Source organism: Microbacterium sp. BDGP8 (assembly GCF_029991045.1).
In the GTDB taxonomy this organism is placed as follows: Bacteria; Actinomycetota; Actinomycetes; order Actinomycetales; family Microbacteriaceae; genus Microbacterium; species Microbacterium plantarum.
Genome location: NZ_CP120712.1, coordinates 1,360,338 through 1,375,541, shown reverse-complemented (window position 1 = coordinate 1,375,541; position 15,204 = coordinate 1,360,338). Strand labels below are relative to the sequence as shown.

At 68.6% G+C, this 15,204-nt stretch carries 11 protein-coding genes, 1 tRNA gene and 1 other RNA gene; 4 read left to right on the top strand and 9 right to left on the bottom strand.

What is annotated here, in order from left to right; genetic code table 11:
• The first annotated feature begins 20 nt into the window (after positions 1-20).
• The gene (locus tag P6897_RS06615) at positions 21-173 is read left to right on the top strand and encodes a hypothetical protein (RefSeq protein ID WP_269266545.1); all 153 of its coding nucleotides are present in this window, start codon (positions 21-23) and stop codon (positions 171-173) included.
• Between the two features lie 3 nt (positions 174-176).
• On the opposite strand, the gene P6897_RS06610 is transcribed toward P6897_RS06615, so the two are convergent.
• The 4 genes from P6897_RS06610 to P6897_RS06595 are packed head-to-tail and all read right to left on the bottom strand — an operon-like array spanning position 177 to position 5,675.
• Positions 177-1,079: a DUF808 domain-containing protein gene (locus tag P6897_RS06610; RefSeq protein ID WP_269266546.1), complete on the bottom strand. Its 903-nt coding sequence runs from the start codon at positions 1,077-1,079 to the stop codon at positions 177-179.
• Between the two features lie 8 nt (positions 1,080-1,087).
• Entirely contained in the window at positions 1,088-4,078 is a 2,991-nt protein-coding gene (locus P6897_RS06605) for a bifunctional [glutamine synthetase] adenylyltransferase/[glutamine synthetase]-adenylyl-L-tyrosine phosphorylase (protein WP_282502405.1), read from the bottom strand.
• Between the two features lie 4 nt (positions 4,079-4,082).
• Positions 4,083-5,420 carry a type I glutamate--ammonia ligase gene (glnA, locus tag P6897_RS06600; RefSeq protein WP_064956796.1) on the bottom strand — a complete coding sequence of 446 codons (1,338 nt, stop codon included), beginning with the start codon at positions 5,418-5,420 and terminating at the stop codon, positions 4,083-4,085.
• A gap of 33 nt (positions 5,421-5,453) precedes the next feature.
• A complete protein-coding gene (locus P6897_RS06595) occupies positions 5,454-5,675 on the bottom strand; it encodes an SPOR domain-containing protein (RefSeq protein ID WP_114587856.1) in 222 nt (73 codons plus the stop codon).
• Between the two features lie 78 nt (positions 5,676-5,753).
• Here P6897_RS06595 and ppgK point away from each other — a divergent pair, with 78 nt between their 5' ends.
• Positions 5,754-6,578: a polyphosphate--glucose phosphotransferase gene (gene ppgK / locus P6897_RS06590; RefSeq protein WP_282502404.1), complete on the top strand. Its 825-nt coding sequence runs from the start codon at positions 5,754-5,756 to the stop codon at positions 6,576-6,578.
• 304 nt (positions 6,579-6,882) lie between these two features.
• Here ppgK and P6897_RS06585 read toward each other — a convergent pair whose 3' ends face one another.
• The 5 genes from P6897_RS06585 to P6897_RS06565 form a co-directional block, all read right to left on the bottom strand.
• The gene (locus P6897_RS06585; RefSeq protein ID WP_274177677.1) at positions 6,883-7,923 is read right to left on the bottom strand and encodes an HNH endonuclease signature motif containing protein; all 1,041 of its coding nucleotides are present in this window, start codon (positions 7,921-7,923) and stop codon (positions 6,883-6,885) included.
• 192 nt (positions 7,924-8,115) lie between these two features.
• Positions 8,116-8,474, bottom strand: an RNA gene (rnpB, locus tag P6897_RS06580) — RNase P RNA component class A.
• 42 nt (positions 8,475-8,516) lie between these two features.
• Entirely contained in the window at positions 8,517-10,205 is a 1,689-nt protein-coding gene (locus P6897_RS06575; RefSeq protein WP_274177676.1) for a bifunctional 3'-5' exonuclease/DNA polymerase, read from the bottom strand.
• A gap of 7 nt (positions 10,206-10,212) precedes the next feature.
• Entirely contained in the window at positions 10,213-10,944 is a 732-nt protein-coding gene (locus P6897_RS06570; RefSeq protein WP_112614118.1) for a C4-type zinc ribbon domain-containing protein, read from the bottom strand.
• Between the two features lies 1 nt (position 10,945).
• A tRNA-Val gene (locus P6897_RS06565) sits at positions 10,946-11,019 on the bottom strand.
• 137 nt (positions 11,020-11,156) lie between these two features.
• Here P6897_RS06565 and aceE point away from each other — a divergent pair.
• Positions 11,157-13,886 carry a pyruvate dehydrogenase (acetyl-transferring), homodimeric type gene (aceE, locus tag P6897_RS06560; protein WP_114587859.1) on the top strand — a complete coding sequence of 910 codons (2,730 nt, stop codon included), beginning with the start codon at positions 11,157-11,159 and terminating at the stop codon, positions 13,884-13,886.
• 7 nt (positions 13,887-13,893) lie between these two features.
• Complete coding sequence (locus P6897_RS06555; protein WP_112614114.1) at positions 13,894-15,096, top strand: helix-turn-helix domain-containing protein; 1,203 nt, start codon at positions 13,894-13,896, stop codon at positions 15,094-15,096.
• Positions 15,097-15,204: the final 108 nt, after the last annotated feature.

The following is a 15,204-nucleotide window of genomic DNA, read 5'->3' as shown; positions in this document are numbered from 1 at the left end:
CGCCGCGGTGGACTGCCGTCATGACCGATGCATCCCGTGACCAGCAGCCCATCGCCGACCCCGCCGCGCAGGACACCGATCGCGACGACACCTCGATCGTGCCCGATCTCGACACCGACCCCGTCGAGGCGGAGCAGAACCGGATTCCGAACGCCGAGCGCGGCGAGCGCTGACGCTCAATGCGTGCCGGCGCCTCCGGCATGCTGCGGTTCGCTGTGCCGGAGGCGCCGGATCACCGTGAGCACACCGACGATCACGAGCCCGACGAGCAGCCCGGCGATCGCCGACACGGCCGTCTCGCCGATCCAGACGACCACACCGCCCGCGGCTTCGAGCAGGTGCTCCACCCCGTGCAGCAGGTCGAGGGTGAAGGCCACTCCCACCTCGCCGAGGTTCGCAAGCACGAGGTGACCGCCCACCCACAGCATCGCGACGGTGCCCACGACGCTGATCACGCGGAACACAGCGGGCATCGACCGGACGATCCGCATGCCGGTGTGCCGGACGCGAGATGACGGGTTCTTCGCCATCCGCAGGCCGATGTCGTCGATCTTCACCAGAAGCGCGACCGCTCCGTAGACGATTCCCGTCATGAGCAGGGCGATCACGGCCAGGACAGCGAGGGTCTGCCAGATGCCCATCCCCTCGTCGAGGTTCGAGAGCGAGATGAGCATGATCTCGGCTGAGAGGATGAGGTCGGTGCGGACAGCGCCGAGCACGAGCTTCTTCTCGTCGCGCGGGCCGTCGTCCTCCGCCCCGTGGTGCACCCCGAACCACTCCAGCACCTTCTCGGCTCCCTCGTAGCAGAGGAACATTCCACCGAGGATGAGAAGGAAGGGCAGCACAGCCGGCGCGAACGCGGTCAGCAGCAGCGCGACCGGGATGATGATGAGGAACTTGTTCGCGATCGAGCCGAGCGCGATCTTCCCCACGACCGGCAGTTCGCGAGCGGGCGTGATCCCCTGCACGTACTGGGGCGTCACGGCGGCATCGTCGATCACGACACCCGCCGACTTCGCGGAGGCGCGCAGCGCCGCGCTCAGGATGTCGTCGACGACAGCCAGCAGACCAACCGACATGTTTCCCCTTAGCCGTAGAAGAGCTTCTCGAACACGCGGCGGGCTTGACGCGCAGCGCGCATCCAATCCTCCTCCACGATGGTCGCCGATCGCGCCGGATACTCCAGCAAACGACCGATTCCGTCCAGTCGGCCACGATCGGTCGGCAGGACGTCGCTCGTCTGTCCCGACAGCAGGGTGTTCGCCGAGCGCAGCCGACTCGCCAGCCGCCATGCCGCAGCGAGCTTCTCCGCGGCATCCCGCGGGATGAGGTCGGCCTCTACTGCCGCCCCGAGTGCGGCGATCGTCGAGGTCGTGCGCAGGCCCGCTACGCGGTGAGCGTGCTCGAGCTGGATGAGCTGCACGAGCCATTCGACATCGCTCAGGCCCCCCGGACCGAGCTTGAGGTGCCGGGAGCGGTCCTGCCCCTGGGGCAGTCGCTCGCTCTCGACGCGCGCCTTGATACGCCGGATCTCGCGGAGGCCCTGAGGGTCGGGGGCCACCGGATAACGCAGGTCGTCGGCGAGGGCGAGGAAGCGATCGATGAGCGTCACACTGCCCGCCACGCCCCGAGCGCGCAGAAGCGCCTGCGCCTCCCACGACAGCGACCAGCGCCGGTAGTACTCCGCGTACGACTCCAGCGAGCGCACGAGTGGACCGTTGCGGCCCTCGGGGCGCAGGCCCGCGTCGAGCTCGAGCGGCAGACGGTGATCCTCGGAGTATCGGCGCACGCCGTGAACGAGCTGGAGGGCGAGCTCCTGAGCCCGCTGCGCCGGCACCCCATTCGCGTCGAAGACGTAGATGATGTCGGCGTCCGATCCGAACCCGAGCTCGGCACCGCCGAAACGCCCCATCGCGATGACCGAGAAGTCGAGGCGGTCGTCCTCTGGCGGCACCACCTCGCGCCGCACGGCGCGCAGCGTCGCCTGGATGGTGACCTCCGTGATGGTGGTCAGGCCTTCGGCGAGCTCTTCGATCGACAGATCGCCGACGACAGCCGCCATCGCCAGGCGCAGCAGCTCGCGCCGCCGAAGGGCGCGGACCGCCGACATCGCGTCATCGATCGAGGCGTGTCGGGTCTGGATCGCGCGCGCCTCCTCCTGCAGCACGAATCCGGGTCGCGGCCGGAGCTGATCAGGCGAGTCGAGCCAGGCGATCGATTCGGGGATCCACTCCATCAGTTCGCCCACGTAGCGCGAGCCCGAGAGTAGCCGGGTGAGACGCTCGGCGGCACCCGCCGAGTCGCGCAGCATCCGAAGGAACCACGGCGTGTTCCCCAGCCGTTCGCTGACGCGGCGGAACGCGAGCAGTCCGTAGTCCGGATCGACGCCATCGGCGAACCAGCGGATCATGACCGGCATGAGGTGTCGCTGGATGACGGCCTTGCGGCTGAGGCCGCTCGTCAGGGCGCCGATGTGCCGCAGCGCGCCCGCGGGATCACGGAACCCGATCGCGGCGAGACGGGCCTTCGCCGCGTCGGGCGAGAGCGTGTGCTCATCGGCGGGCAGCGCCGCGACCGCCGAGAGGAGCGGCCGGTAGAACAGCCGCACGTGGATCTCACGCACCTCGCGCTTGATCTCCTCCCACACCGCGACGACCCGGTCGCCGCCGTCGCCGATGCGCGACGAGCGCGCGAGCGTTCGCAGCGCCGCCCCGTCCTCGGGCATGAGATGGGTCCGGCGCAGCTCGCGCAGCTGCAGCCTGTGCTCCATGACGCGCAGACGCCGGTAGTCGAATGCGAAGCGTGACGCGTCCTCGCGTCCGATGTACCCCTCCGACACGAGCGCGTCGAGGGCGTCCAGAGTCGACCGTTCCCGGATGCGGTCATCGGAGGCGCCGTGCACGAGTTGCAGCAGCTGGACGGTGAACTCGACATCGCGGATGCCGCCCGGTCCGAGCTTGAGCTGCCGCGCGACCTCGCCCGGTGGGATGTGGTCGGTCACCCGCTCGCGCATCTTCTGCACGCTCTCGACGAAGTTCTCGCGAGCCGCGCTCGCCCACACCATCGGCTGGACAGCGTCGACGTACTGCTCCCCCAGCTCCGGGTCGCCGGCGAGCGGCCGCGCCTTGAGCAGAGCCTGGAACTCCCAGCTCTTCGCCCAGCGGTCGTAGTAGGCGACGTGCGACTCGAGGGTGCGCACGAGTGCCCCCTGCTTCCCCTCGGGCCGCAGGTTCGGGTCGACCTCCCACAGGGGCGGCTCGACCTCCACCTCCGAGATGCCCCGCATCGTCTGGATCGCGAGTCTCGTCGCGATCTCGACGGCCTGCGACTCCGAGACGACGGCTTCGTCGGCTGATCCGCCGACGAAGATGACGTCGACGTCGCTGACGTAGTTCAGTTCGCGCGCCCCGGACTTGCCCATCCCGATGATCGCGAGGCGAGTCGCGGCGACGGCGTCGCGCTCGGAACGCGCCGCGCCGGGGACGCCGGCGACGAGCCTGCTGCGCGCGACGGCGAGAGACGCCTCGAGGGCGGCACCGGCAGCGTCGGCGAGGGCCGCAGCGACCGCGTGCAGGATGATCGTCGGGTCGGATGCCGCGAGGTCGAACCGTGCGATGCGCGCCAGCATCCGGCGGTATCGTACCCGCAGCGCGACCCAGGCCTCGTCACCCCAGGAGGCCGCGAAGCCGTCCTCGGCGCCGACGGCATCCAGCATCTGCGCGCTCAGCTCGTCGCGTGTGGGAAGTCCGTCGCCGTCGGAGGCGAGATCGGCGAGCTCCTCGGGATGCCGCAGGTAGAAGTCGGCCAGCCCGAGCGACGCGCCGAGCACCGACCACACCGCCGCAGGCCGCCGTCGCAGCGTGTCGGTGACGATCTCGGCATCCCGGCGGGCGATGCGCAGCAGCGCCGCCACCGCTCCGTCGGGGTCCGCCGCCAGCTCCGCCGATCCGACGAGCTCCTCGCGCTCGATGCCGGTCAGCTCGGCGAGCTCGGCGAGGTCGGCATCCGCGCGCGCGAGGTCATCGAAGCCCGCCCGGGCCAGCCCCGTCAGCCCGGTCGAACGAGGTGACCGGGTCATGGCCTCAGAGCATCTCCAGGTTGCTCTTGAGCTCGAACGGCGTCACCTGGGCGCGGTAGTTCTGCCACTCGCGACGCTTGTTCAACAGCACGTAGTTGAACACCTGCTCGCCGAGCGTCTCGGCGACGAGCTCGGACTCCTCCATGTACTCGAGAGCGTGATCGAGGCTCGCGGGAAGCGGCGCGTAACCGAGGGCCCGACGCTCCGAATCGGTGAGCGACCAGACGTTGTCCTCGGCCTCGGCGGGAAGCTCGTAGCCCTCTTCGATGCCCTTCAGTCCCGCTGCGAGCAGCAGTGCGTAGGCAAGGTACGGGTTGGCAGCCGAGTCGAGCGCACGATACTCCACGCGGGACGACTGGCTCTTGTTCGGCTTGTACATGGGCACGCGCACGAGCGCCGAGCGGTTGTTGTGACCCCACGTGATGAAGCTCGGGGCCTCGTCGCCGCCCCACAGACGCTTGTACGAGTTCACGAACTGGTTGGTGACCGCCGAGATCTCGTTGGCGTGACGGAGGAGACCGGCGATGAACTGTCGACCGGTCTGCGAGAGCTGGTACTGCGCACCCTCTTCGTAGAACGCGTTCACGTCGCCCTCGAAGAGCGACATGTGGGTGTGCATACCGCTGCCCGGGTGGCCGCTGAGGGGCTTCGGCATGAAGGTCGCGTAGACACCCTGCTCGATCGCCACTTCCTTGATGACGGTCCGGAAGGTCATGATGTTGTCGGCCGTCGCGAGGGCGTCGGCGTAGCGCAGGTCGATCTCGTTCTGGCCCGGGCCGCCCTCGTGGTGGCTGTACTCGACCGAGATGCCGAGGTCTTCGAGCATCCGCACCGAGCGCCGGCGGAAGTCATGCGCCGTGCCGCCGGGGACGTTGTCGAAGTAGCCGGCTGAGTCGACCGGCTCGGGACCGTCTGGCCCGTACGACGACGACTTCAGCAGGTAGAACTCGATCTCGGGGTGCGTGTAGAACGTGAACCCGGCGTCCGCGGCCTTCGCGAGGGTCCGCTTGAGCACGTTGCGCGGGTCGGCGACGGCGGGCTGGCCGTCCGGCGTCGTGATGTCGCAGAACATCCGAGCGGTGGGGTCGATCTCGCCGCGCCAGGGCAGGAGCTGGAACGTCGTCGGGTCGGGGTGCGCGAGCAGGTCCGACTCGTAGCTTCGGGTCAGTCCCTCGATGGCCGAGCCATCGAAGCCCAGGCCCTCCGCGAAAGCACCCTCGACCTCTGCCGGGGCGATCGCGACCGACTTCAGGGTGCCGATCACATCGGTGAACCAGAGCCGCACGAATTTGACGCCGCGCTCCTCGATCGTTCGCAGTACGAAGTCCCGCTGCTTGTCCATCGCGTCCTCTCCGAGACAGGGTCGGATCCCAGACTACTGGCGGCGAGCGCCCTCCGACGGCGGCGTGCCCCAGTCGTCCTCCCGAGCCTCATCCTCGCGCCATGCCTGCGCACGTTGCGCCATGATCTGCGGAGCCCGCGCTGCTTCCTCGGCGGAGGCGAAAGGGCCGGCACGATCGGCGCCCGGCGACTGCTTGCCGTGCTCCACCTCGTGCGTCGTGAGGTTGTACCAGTACTCGTCGTGGCTCTCGGGCATGGTCGCTCCAGACTGCGCCTGCGGTGGCGCTCAGCCCGAGCCTAATCCGACCGGCTCGCGCTCGATAGGCTGAGCCGTATGAGTGCGAGTGCGACGCGGGCCGTCGGAGTGGACATCGGCGGAACCGGCATCAAGGGAGCCGTCGTCGACCTGTCGACGGGCGAGCTCCTGACCGATCGGATCAAGGTCGCCACGCCCCACGGGGCAGAGCCCGAAGACGTCCTCGATGCCGTCAAGGTCGTGCTCGACCGACTGGAGGTGACCGACGCGGGCGACGTGCCGCTCGGCGTGGCCTTCCCCGCGATCGTGAAGAACGGCCGCACCCTCTCGGCGGCCAACGTCGCAGACACCTGGATCGATTTCGAAGCCGAGAGCTTCTTCGAGAAGGGCCTCGGCCGTCAGATCCACTTCGCCAATGACGCGGATGTCGCCGGCGTCGCCGAGCTGCGTTACGGCGCCGCGCGCGACCAGGATGGGCTCATCATCCTGACGACGCTCGGCACCGGCATCGGCTCGGCCATGATCTACAACGGCGTGCTCATCCCGAACTCCGAGCTCGGGCACGTGCACCGGGCGAAACACGGCAAGGATGCCGAGGCCTGGGCCGCGTACTCGGCGATGGAGCGCGACGAGCTCGACTGGCCCGAGTGGGCCGAGCGCCTGCAGTGGTACTACAGCCACATCGAGTTCCTCTTCTCCCCCGATCTCTTCGTCGTGGGCGGTGGAGTGTCCAAGCATGCCGACAAGTTCCTGCCGCTGCTCGACTTGAAGACGCCGATCGTGCCCGCCGTCCACCGCAACAACGCCGGCATCATCGGCGCAGCGGCCCTCGCGCTCGCGGGCGAACGCCCCGGTGTCCTCGACGAGACGACGGAAGACCTCGCCGGCACGACCGCCCACTGACCCCGCACGGCGAGGTCTCGCCGGCAGCTGCGGCTTCGGGCGCACTTCCGCGCATCCCGCGCGCTTCAAGCCGCGCCTGATGCGCGGAAGTGCGCCTGACGTGAAGCGGGGTTAGGCGAATGGGCCGGCCTGTACGCCGGGCTCTGTGGCCGGGCATAACGGCCCTGCGCCCACGCTGTAGCTGAGCGTTCGTCACGCTGTGCGCGTCCCCGGGAGCAGAAATCGGACGATGCGACACCACCGAGCGACGATACGCCGAGCGGAAGAGACCTACGCGCTCAGCCGTGACCGCGGGGGTGCGAGATCAGGAGGCGATGAGCTTGTTTGACTTAGAACGGTTGCAACGCCAACAGAGCGTCTGCAGGTTCTCCTCAACCGTCATCCCGCCGCGCGACACAGGGACGATGTGGTCGACTTCCAGGAGGAGATTCGGTTCGACCCGAACGGACGCGCCACAGCTCTTGCATGCCCATCCGTCGCGATCCTTGATGTAGGCGCGGAGCCTGGCAGTCATCAGCGCCCGCTGCCCCGCGGCAGACTTCCGGAACCTGATCGACTGAGCGAGGAACTCGACCATCGCGTCGATCGCCGGAGTGTCCAACTTCACCGTGGTGCGCTGGGAGCTGTTGCCGCCAGCGCTCACATACTCGAATCGGTACTCCGGGTAGGGAACGGACACAGGCGACAACTTGACGCCGACCTGCGACATGAACTCGTCCGCGAAGTACCTCATGATGAACGGAGGCGGGCTAACTACGCCCACGATCTGCGACTCGCGGGCCCGAAGGTTTGCTACTGCCGCTTCGAGGCTCGCGATACTCTCCCCCAGCGTCTCGACGTCGGCGAGCGTGTCCTCGTCTGCTTTAATGTCAAAGTACTTAGTTACGTACTTGATCGGGTTGCTCGCGGCGTTTCTGACCAACTGCAGCGAGCAGTTGTGCACGTTACTCGCCGCGTACTCCGCGACATTGCGGTCCCGTCGATAGTTGTGGGCGCTGGTGTTCTCAAACGTGGCGAGGTGCGCGTGCCGCCCCGTTCCCGTGGCGCCGACCTCAAAGGACCCGCGATCCCGAATCTCGGCGACGTACTGGGTGACCTCGTTGTGTTCATAAGTGAGCGCCGCTATCTCCGCCTTATGCGCAGCGAAATCCTCACTGGCGAAGTACCTACGCTTGCGCATCTCGCGAACAATGCTCGGCGTTTTCCAAGCAATCACCGCGATGATCGCCGCGGGAATCGCGAGGTACCAGAAGTTCACTAGCAAAGAGATGATCAAGACGATCGCGAAAAATATGATGACGTACTGCACCTTAAGGCTCCCCCCAAGCTCAGGTATTGCGCTCATTTAGCATAGCCGCTAAATCGCGCTGCCTAGCATCGATGATTCCACCCACACTGAGATTCAGGTCCCAGGTTCGCGCTTCTCGATAGCGAGGATAGGACGCACTCAGGAAGCATGGCGCTGCCTCGCGGCATCCGTACTCGCGCCTGATGCGGGGAAGTGCGTCTAACGCGGGCGCGGGTCGAGGCGGTTAGGCGAATGGGCCGGCCTGTACGCCGGGTTCTGTCCGGGGGCGTGAGCCCCGTGGACGGCCATCTCTCTCGGCGACACGTTGCCGTGCCGCTCCAGCGGTCTACCCGGGGACTCAGCGGACCGCGTCAACATCCCCTGTCTGACCTTGCTCCGGACGAGGTTTACCGTGCGAGTCGTGTCACCACGACCCCGGTGGTCTCTTACACCACCCTTTCACCCTTACCGGCGCGGACGCCGGCGGTCTGCTTTCTGTGGCACTGTCTCGCGGATCACTCCGGGTGGGCGTTACCCACCGTCCTGTCCTGTGGAGCCCGGACGTTCCTCGGTGCGGTTGCCCGCCACGCGACCGTCCAGCCGACCCATTCGCCCGTCGAGTCTACCGGCGGGCCCACCCACGCCCGTCGTCAGCTCTTGTCGGCGGATGCCGCGATGCGCACGTCCAGCAGAAAGTCGAGGGGGAACGAGCCGAAGAGCAGTCGTCCTGCCGCGTCTGCGGCCTCGCGGACGGCTGCCGCGGCGGACTCGGCGTGCTCGACCGGGGTGTGCACGATGATCTCGTCGTGGAGGAAGAACGCGAGGTGCGCGCGCCCCGTGACGGGGTGGTCTCCGACGCTCGGAAAAGCCGCGAGGCGCTGCCGGAGGTCGGCGAGCCAGGCGAGCGCCCATTCGGCCGCCGTCCCCTGAACGACGAAGTTTCGGGTGAAGCGGCCGCGCTCGCGCGCCCGTGATCGCGCGAGCGTCTTGATGGCATCGGATGCCTCGGGCTCGGCGGCATCCGCTTGGAGCTCGCGCCACGCCGCGGACGGCGCCGGGCTGGTGCGACCGAGCAGCGTGCGCACCGAGCCGCCCTCCTCTCCCACGCGCGCCGCGTCATCGACGAGGGCCATCGCGCGCGGGTACGCGCGGCGCAACGACGGCACCAGCCGCCCGCTGTCTCCGGTCGTCGCGCCGTACATCGCGCCGAGCAGCGCCATCTTCGCCTCCTGACGCGAGGGCACGGTGCCGCGGGCGACGATGCCCTCGTAGAGGTCGCGCCCCCGCGCGGCATCGGCGAGGGCGAGGTCGCCGGACATCGCCGCGAGGATGCGCGGCTCGAGCTGAGCGACGTCCGCGACCACCAGCTGCCATCCGGGGTCGGCTCGCACCGCGGGGCGCAGCATCCGCGGCAGCTGCAGCGCTCCCCCGCCGGACGACGCCCAGCGGCCCGTGACGACCCCTCCCGGCACGTAGACCGGACGGAACCGGTCGGTCGGGATCCATTCGTCCATCCACGCCCAGCCATTGGCGCTCAACAGCCGCATCGCGCGCTTGTAGGCCAGAAGCGGCTCGATGACCGGGTGCTCGTGACGTCGGAGCTCCCACTTGCTCGTCGACTCGACGAGCACACCCACTCGGTGCAGCGAGCGCAGCAGGCGCGGCTGCGAGTCGAGGCTCGCGGTCGGGTCGCCGAGCGCCTTCCGCACCCGGTCGGCCAAGTCGCGCACGAGGCTCGGAAGCTCACCCGGTCGCGGACGGGGGCCCAGCGCGTCCGCGAGGATCGCGTCGTGCACCTCGCGACTCCACGGGACACCGGCGCCATGCAGTTCGACCGCGACGAGCGCTCCGGCGGACTCCGCGGCCGTCAGCAGCCGCAGACGACCGGGGTCGGTCGCGCTCTCGATCGCCCGGGCCTGACGCGCGAACTCCGCCAGCGTCGCGTCGAGGTCATGCGGAAGGGCGTCGGCAGCCGGCTCGAGCGAGAAGAGGACGTCGCGGTCAGACACCGGGTCTTCGGGCGCGGCGTCCCAGGAGGTCGCGGCCCGCAGCTGTGCCGGTTCCGTGACGAGCGAGCTATCACGGAGGATCGCATGGCACAGGCGCAGGTCGTGACACCGCGCCACCCGGACGCCGGCGGCCAGGATGTCGTGGTACCAGGCCGTGGTGTCGGACCAGATCCACCGCGCATCGGGGTCGGCTGCGATCTCACCCGCCAGCTCGCCGGCGGCGACACGGCCGCGCTCGATCACCGCGCCGGCGGCATCCACCACCGCGATGTCGACGTCTCCGTCATTGCGGCGTCCCACCGCGCGCCACCGGGCGCGCGGTGTGGTCATCGACGGGTCACAGACCGGATTCGTCGGTGCGGACGAGGATGCAGCCGCACTCGGGGCACGTCACGACCTCGTCGGCGGCAGCCTGCCCGATCGCCTTGAGGTCGGTTCCGGAGAGCTCCATGTGGCACCCGCCGCACGTGCGGCGCTGCAGGAGGCCGGCGCCCGGCGTCCGCTCGGCGAGCGACTCGTAGCGTGCCAGGAGATCCGCGGGCACCTTGGCCGCGACCGCCGCGCGGTCACGGGTGGCCGCGTCGAGACGAGCCTGGGCGTCCGCGACGGCGGCCTTGCCCTCGGCGCTCAACCGCCCGCCTTCGGCATTGACCTCGGCGATCAGGGCCTGCTGTGCGGAGACCGCGGTTTCCGCGGCCTCGAGGCGCTCCATGGCTTCGAGCTGCGCGTCCTCCAGCTCGCTCTTACGGCGGGCGAGCGAAGCGATCTCGTGCTCGAGGCCCTGGGCGTCCTTCGGGTTCGAGGTCGCCGCGAGTCGATCGGCATCGCGAGCCGCTCGAGCGTCGACGACAGCGACGTCCGATGCGATGCGCTTGAGCTCGGCCTCGATGTCGTCGCGATTGCCGAGCAGGCCGGTCAGCTCGACGGAGAGCTCCTGACGGCGTGCGAGCAGCTCGTTGACACGCGCCGCCTGAGCCGGATTGCGCTTCGCGGCCTCCGCTCCGCGCGCCTGCGCGTCGAGGCGGGCGATGTCCAGCAGCAGCAGCTGATCTGCGGGGGTGGCTTTCATGTGGGCCCAGAGAGACTCGAACTCCCGACTCCCTCGGTGTAAACGAGGTGCTCTAACCAACTGAGCTATAGGCCCCTGCTCTCAGTGTACGAGAGCGCCGACCCCTCCGAGCGTGAGTAGGCTGTCGTGCGGTGCTTGTGCGCGCCCGACAATGCCCGCGCCCTGCCCGTGGTGATTACCTGGCACGATCTGCCATACGAGAAAGGTCGCCCGTGACTGTCAACGATCAAGACCCCTACTCCCAGGACGCCCTGGACAGCGACCCGGAAGAGACCGGTGAATGGCAGGAGTCGCTGCGCCAGCTGGTCGATGCGAAGGGCTCGGGTCGCGGTCGCGAGATCATGCTGAGCCTGCTCCAGGCCTCGCACGAGCTGCAGCTCAACGTCCCGCAGGTGCCGGTGACGGACTACATCAACACCATCGCGCCCGAGAACGAGCCGGAGTTCCCCGGTGATGAAGAGCTCGAGCGTCGCTACCGTCGCTGGATCCGCTGGAACGCCGCGGTCACCGTGCACCGCGCCCAGCGTCCCGGCATCGGTGTGGGCGGACACATCTCCACCTACGCGTCGTCGGCCTCGCTCTACGAAGTCGGCTTCAACCACTTCTTCCGCGGTCCCGACCACCCGTCCGGCGGCGACCAGATCTTCATCCAGGGCCACGCCTCACCCGGCATCTACGCCCGCTCGTACCTCGAGGGACGCCTCAGCGAGAGCCAGCTCGACGGCTTCCGCCAGGAGGCTTCGAAGGCGCCCGACGGCATCCCGTCGTACCCGCACCCCCGTCTGATGCCGGACTACTGGCAGTTCCCGACGGTCTCGATGGGTCTCGGTCCGATCAACGCCATCTACCAGGCGATGAACAACAAGTACCTCACCAACCGCGGCATTAAGGACCTGTCCGACTCGCACGTCTGGGCCTTCCTCGGCGACGGCGAGATGGACGAGGTCGAGAGCCGCGGTCAGCTGCAGGTCGCAGCCAACGAGGGACTCGACAACCTCACGTTCGTCATCAACTGCAACCTCCAGCGTCTCGACGGCCCGGTCCGTGGAAACGGCAAGATCGTCCAGGAGCTCGAGGCGTACTTCCGCGGCGCGGGCTGGAACGTCATCAAGGTCGTCTGGGGACGCGGCTGGGACGAGCTGCTGTCGCAGGATGACGAGGGCGCCCTCGTCCGCCTGATGAACACCACCCCCGACGGCGACTTCCAGACCTACCGCGCCGAGGACGGCGCGTTCATCCGCGAGCACTTCTTCGGGCGCGACGAGCGCACGGCGGCGCTCGTGAAGGACTGGTCGGACGACGACATCTGGGGCAAGCTCCGCCGCGGCGGTCTCGACTACCAGAAGGTCTACGCCGCCTACAAGCAGGCGATGGAGCACAAGGGCCAGCCGACCGTCATCCTCGCGAAGACGATCAAGGGCTATGGTCTCGGTCACCACTTCGAGGGTCGCAACGCGACCCACCAGATGAAGAAGATGACGCTCGAGAACCTCAAGCACTTCCGCGACTCGATGCGCATCCCGATCACCGACGCGCAGCTCGAGGAGAACCCGTACCTCCCGCCGTACTACCACCCGGGCGCCGAGGACGAGACGATCCGCTACATGCTCGAGCGTCGCCGTGAGCTCGGCGGTTTCCTGCCGCAGCGTCGTACGAAGCACGCGCCGCTGACGCTGCCCGGCGACGAGTCGTACGCGCTGCCGAAGAAGGGCTCGGGCACGCAGGAGATCGCCACCACCATGGCGTTCGTCCGACTGCTCAAGGACCTGCTGCGTGCGAAGGACTTCGGCCACCGCATCGTGCCGATCATCCCCGATGAGGCGCGCACGTTCGGCATGGACGCGTACTTCCCGACCGCGAAGATCTACAACCCGCACGGGCAGAACTACACCTCGGTCGACCGCGAGCTGCTGCTGGCGTACAAGGAGAGCCCGCAGGGTCAGATCCTCCACGTCGGCATCAACGAGGCCGGCGCCGTCGCGGCGTTCACCGCGATCGGAACCTCGTACGCCACCCACGGCGAGCCGCTCATCCCGGTCTACGTCTTCTACTCGATGTTCGGATTCCAGCGCACCGGCGACGCGCAGTGGGCCGCGGGCGACCAGATGGCCCGCGGGTTCATCATGGGCGCGACGGCCGGCCGCACGACCCTGACCGGCGAGGGCCTGCAGCACGCTGACGGCCACTCGCACCTGCTCGCTTCGACCAACCCCGCCACTGTGTCGTACGACCCGGCCTACGGGTACGAGATCGCCCACATCGTTCGTTCGGGTCTCGAGCGCATGTACGGCGGGAACCACCCCGACCCGAACGTCATGTACTACATCACGCTCTACAACGAGCCGCTGGTGCAGCCGAAGGAGCCTGAGGATGTCGACGTCGACGGCATCATCCGCGGCATCCACCGCGTGAGCGTCGGCGAGGGCGACGGGCCGCGCGCGCAGCTGCTCGCGTCGGGCGTCGGCGTGCCGTGGGCCTACGAGGCGCAGAAGCTCCTCAAGGACGACTGGGGTGTGATCGCCGACGTCTGGTCGGTCACGAGCTGGACCGAGCTGCGTCGTGACGGTCTCGCCGTCGACGAGCACAATTTCCTGCACCCGACCGACGAGCCCCGCACGGCCTTCGTCACGCAGAAGCTCAACGACTCCGAGGGCCCGGTCGTCGCGGTCAGCGACTTCATGCACGCCGTGCAGGACCAGATCCGGCCGTGGGTGCCGCGTCGCTTCGCGACGCTGGGCGCGGAGGGCTTCGGCTTCTCCGACACCCGCCCGGCCGCTCGACGGTTCTTCAAGATCGACGGGCCGTCGATCGTGGTGCGCACACTCCAGGCTCTGGCCGAGGACGGCGTCGTGGACCGCGGTCTGTCGGCGCAGGCGATCGAGCGCTACCGTCTGCACGACGTGACGGCGGGCACGAGCGGAAACGCGGGCGGCGAGAGCTGACCCTTCGGTGACCGACGACAGCTCGAAGGCGGAGACACTCGCGTGGCTCCGCCGGATCTCGGGTGATCTGGCCACAGCCACGATCAATCGGCTCGAGGAGACGCTGCCCTGGTACGCCGAGATGCCGCCTGCGCGCCGGTCCTCCGTAGGACTGGTCGCGCAGGCGGGCATCACCTCGTTCATCCAGTGGTACGAGGATCCGACCTCGACCCCGCGCATCGCGGCCGACATCTTCGCCGCGGCTCCGCGCGAGCTGTTGCGCAGCGTCAGCCTGACGCAGACCCTGCAGCTCGTGCGGGTGACCGTCGAAGTCACCGAGGAACGGGTGGCGCACCGCGGCGACGATGTCCGCGAGGCGATCCTGAAGTACTCGCGTGACGTCGCTTTCGCAGCGGCAGACGTGTACGCGCGCGCCGCCGAGGCGCGCGGGTTGTGGGATGCCCGCCTCGAGGCGCTCGTCGTCGATTCCATCCTCACGGGTGAGACCGACGAGGAGCTTCCGAGCCGGATCGCCGCGCTCGGCTGGCACGGGCACGGTGCGGTCGCCGTCCTCGTCGGCACCGCTCCCCCGCAGTTCGACGTCGACCAGCTGCGCCGTGCCGCGCGCAAGATGGGCGTCGACGTCCTCGTCGGCGTTCAGGGCCTTCGCCTGGTGATCGTGATCGGGCGTGCCGACCTACCAGGCCGGGCGGAGCCGGTGCCCGAGCTGACCTTCCTCGAGATAGCGGCGAGACTCGAGCCCGGTTTCGGCCCCGGTCACCTGGTGCTCGGCCCCACCGTGCCCGCCCTGGTCGATGCGAGCCAGAGCGCTCGCGCGGCTCTCGCCGGCTTCGCGGTCGCGAGTGCCTGGCGTCATGCGCCGCGACCCGTCGAGGCCGACGATCTGCTTCCCGAGCGCGCGCTGGCCGGCGATCCCGTCGCCAAGGCAACTCTGGTCGAACGGATCTATCGTCCGCTGCTCGCCCACTCTGCGGACCTCGTCGCTACCCTGTGGAGCTACCTCGACAACGGTCGTTCCCTCGAAGCGACGGCCCGCGAGCTCTTCGTGCATCCGAACACCGTCCGGTACCGGCTGAAGCGCGTGTCGGACGTCATCGGCTGGGACGCGACCGGGCCCCGTGAGGCGCTCATCCTGCAGACTGCGCTCATCCTGGGCTCTATCGGCAATGACCTCACGAGACGACGCGCGCCGCAGTCGCGCCGGAGCTGACGAGGCCGCGCCTCCGTCGGACGCTCCTCATGACCCGTCGACTGTACGGTCGACACAAAGGTTCGCCGCATTGTTGTGCGATCGTCGCCAGCGGTCGACCGACTGAAC

Excerpts from the sequence above, each read along its gene's own strand:
- P6897_RS06615 (WP_269266545.1), top strand. The coding sequence starts at position 21 with ATGACCGATGCATCCCGTGACCAGCAGCCCATCGCCGACCCCGCCGCG.
- P6897_RS06610 (WP_269266546.1), bottom strand. The coding sequence starts at position 1,079 with ATGTCGGTTGGTCTGCTGGCTGTCGTCGACGACATCCTGAGCGCGGCG.
- P6897_RS06605 (WP_282502405.1), bottom strand. The coding sequence starts at position 4,078 with ATGACCCGGTCACCTCGTTCGACCGGGCTGACGGGGCTGGCCCGGGCG.
- glnA (WP_064956796.1), bottom strand. The coding sequence starts at position 5,420 with ATGGACAAGCAGCGGGACTTCGTACTGCGAACGATCGAGGAGCGCGGC.
- P6897_RS06595 (WP_114587856.1), bottom strand. The coding sequence starts at position 5,675 with ATGCCCGAGAGCCACGACGAGTACTGGTACAACCTCACGACGCACGAG.
- ppgK (WP_282502404.1), top strand. The coding sequence starts at position 5,754 with ATGAGTGCGAGTGCGACGCGGGCCGTCGGAGTGGACATCGGCGGAACC.
- P6897_RS06585 (WP_274177677.1), bottom strand. The coding sequence starts at position 7,923 with ATGAGCGCAATACCTGAGCTTGGGGGGAGCCTTAAGGTGCAGTACGTC.
- P6897_RS06575 (WP_274177676.1), bottom strand. The coding sequence starts at position 10,205 with ATGACCACACCGCGCGCCCGGTGGCGCGCGGTGGGACGCCGCAATGAC.
- P6897_RS06570 (WP_112614118.1), bottom strand. The coding sequence starts at position 10,944 with ATGAAAGCCACCCCCGCAGATCAGCTGCTGCTGCTGGACATCGCCCGC.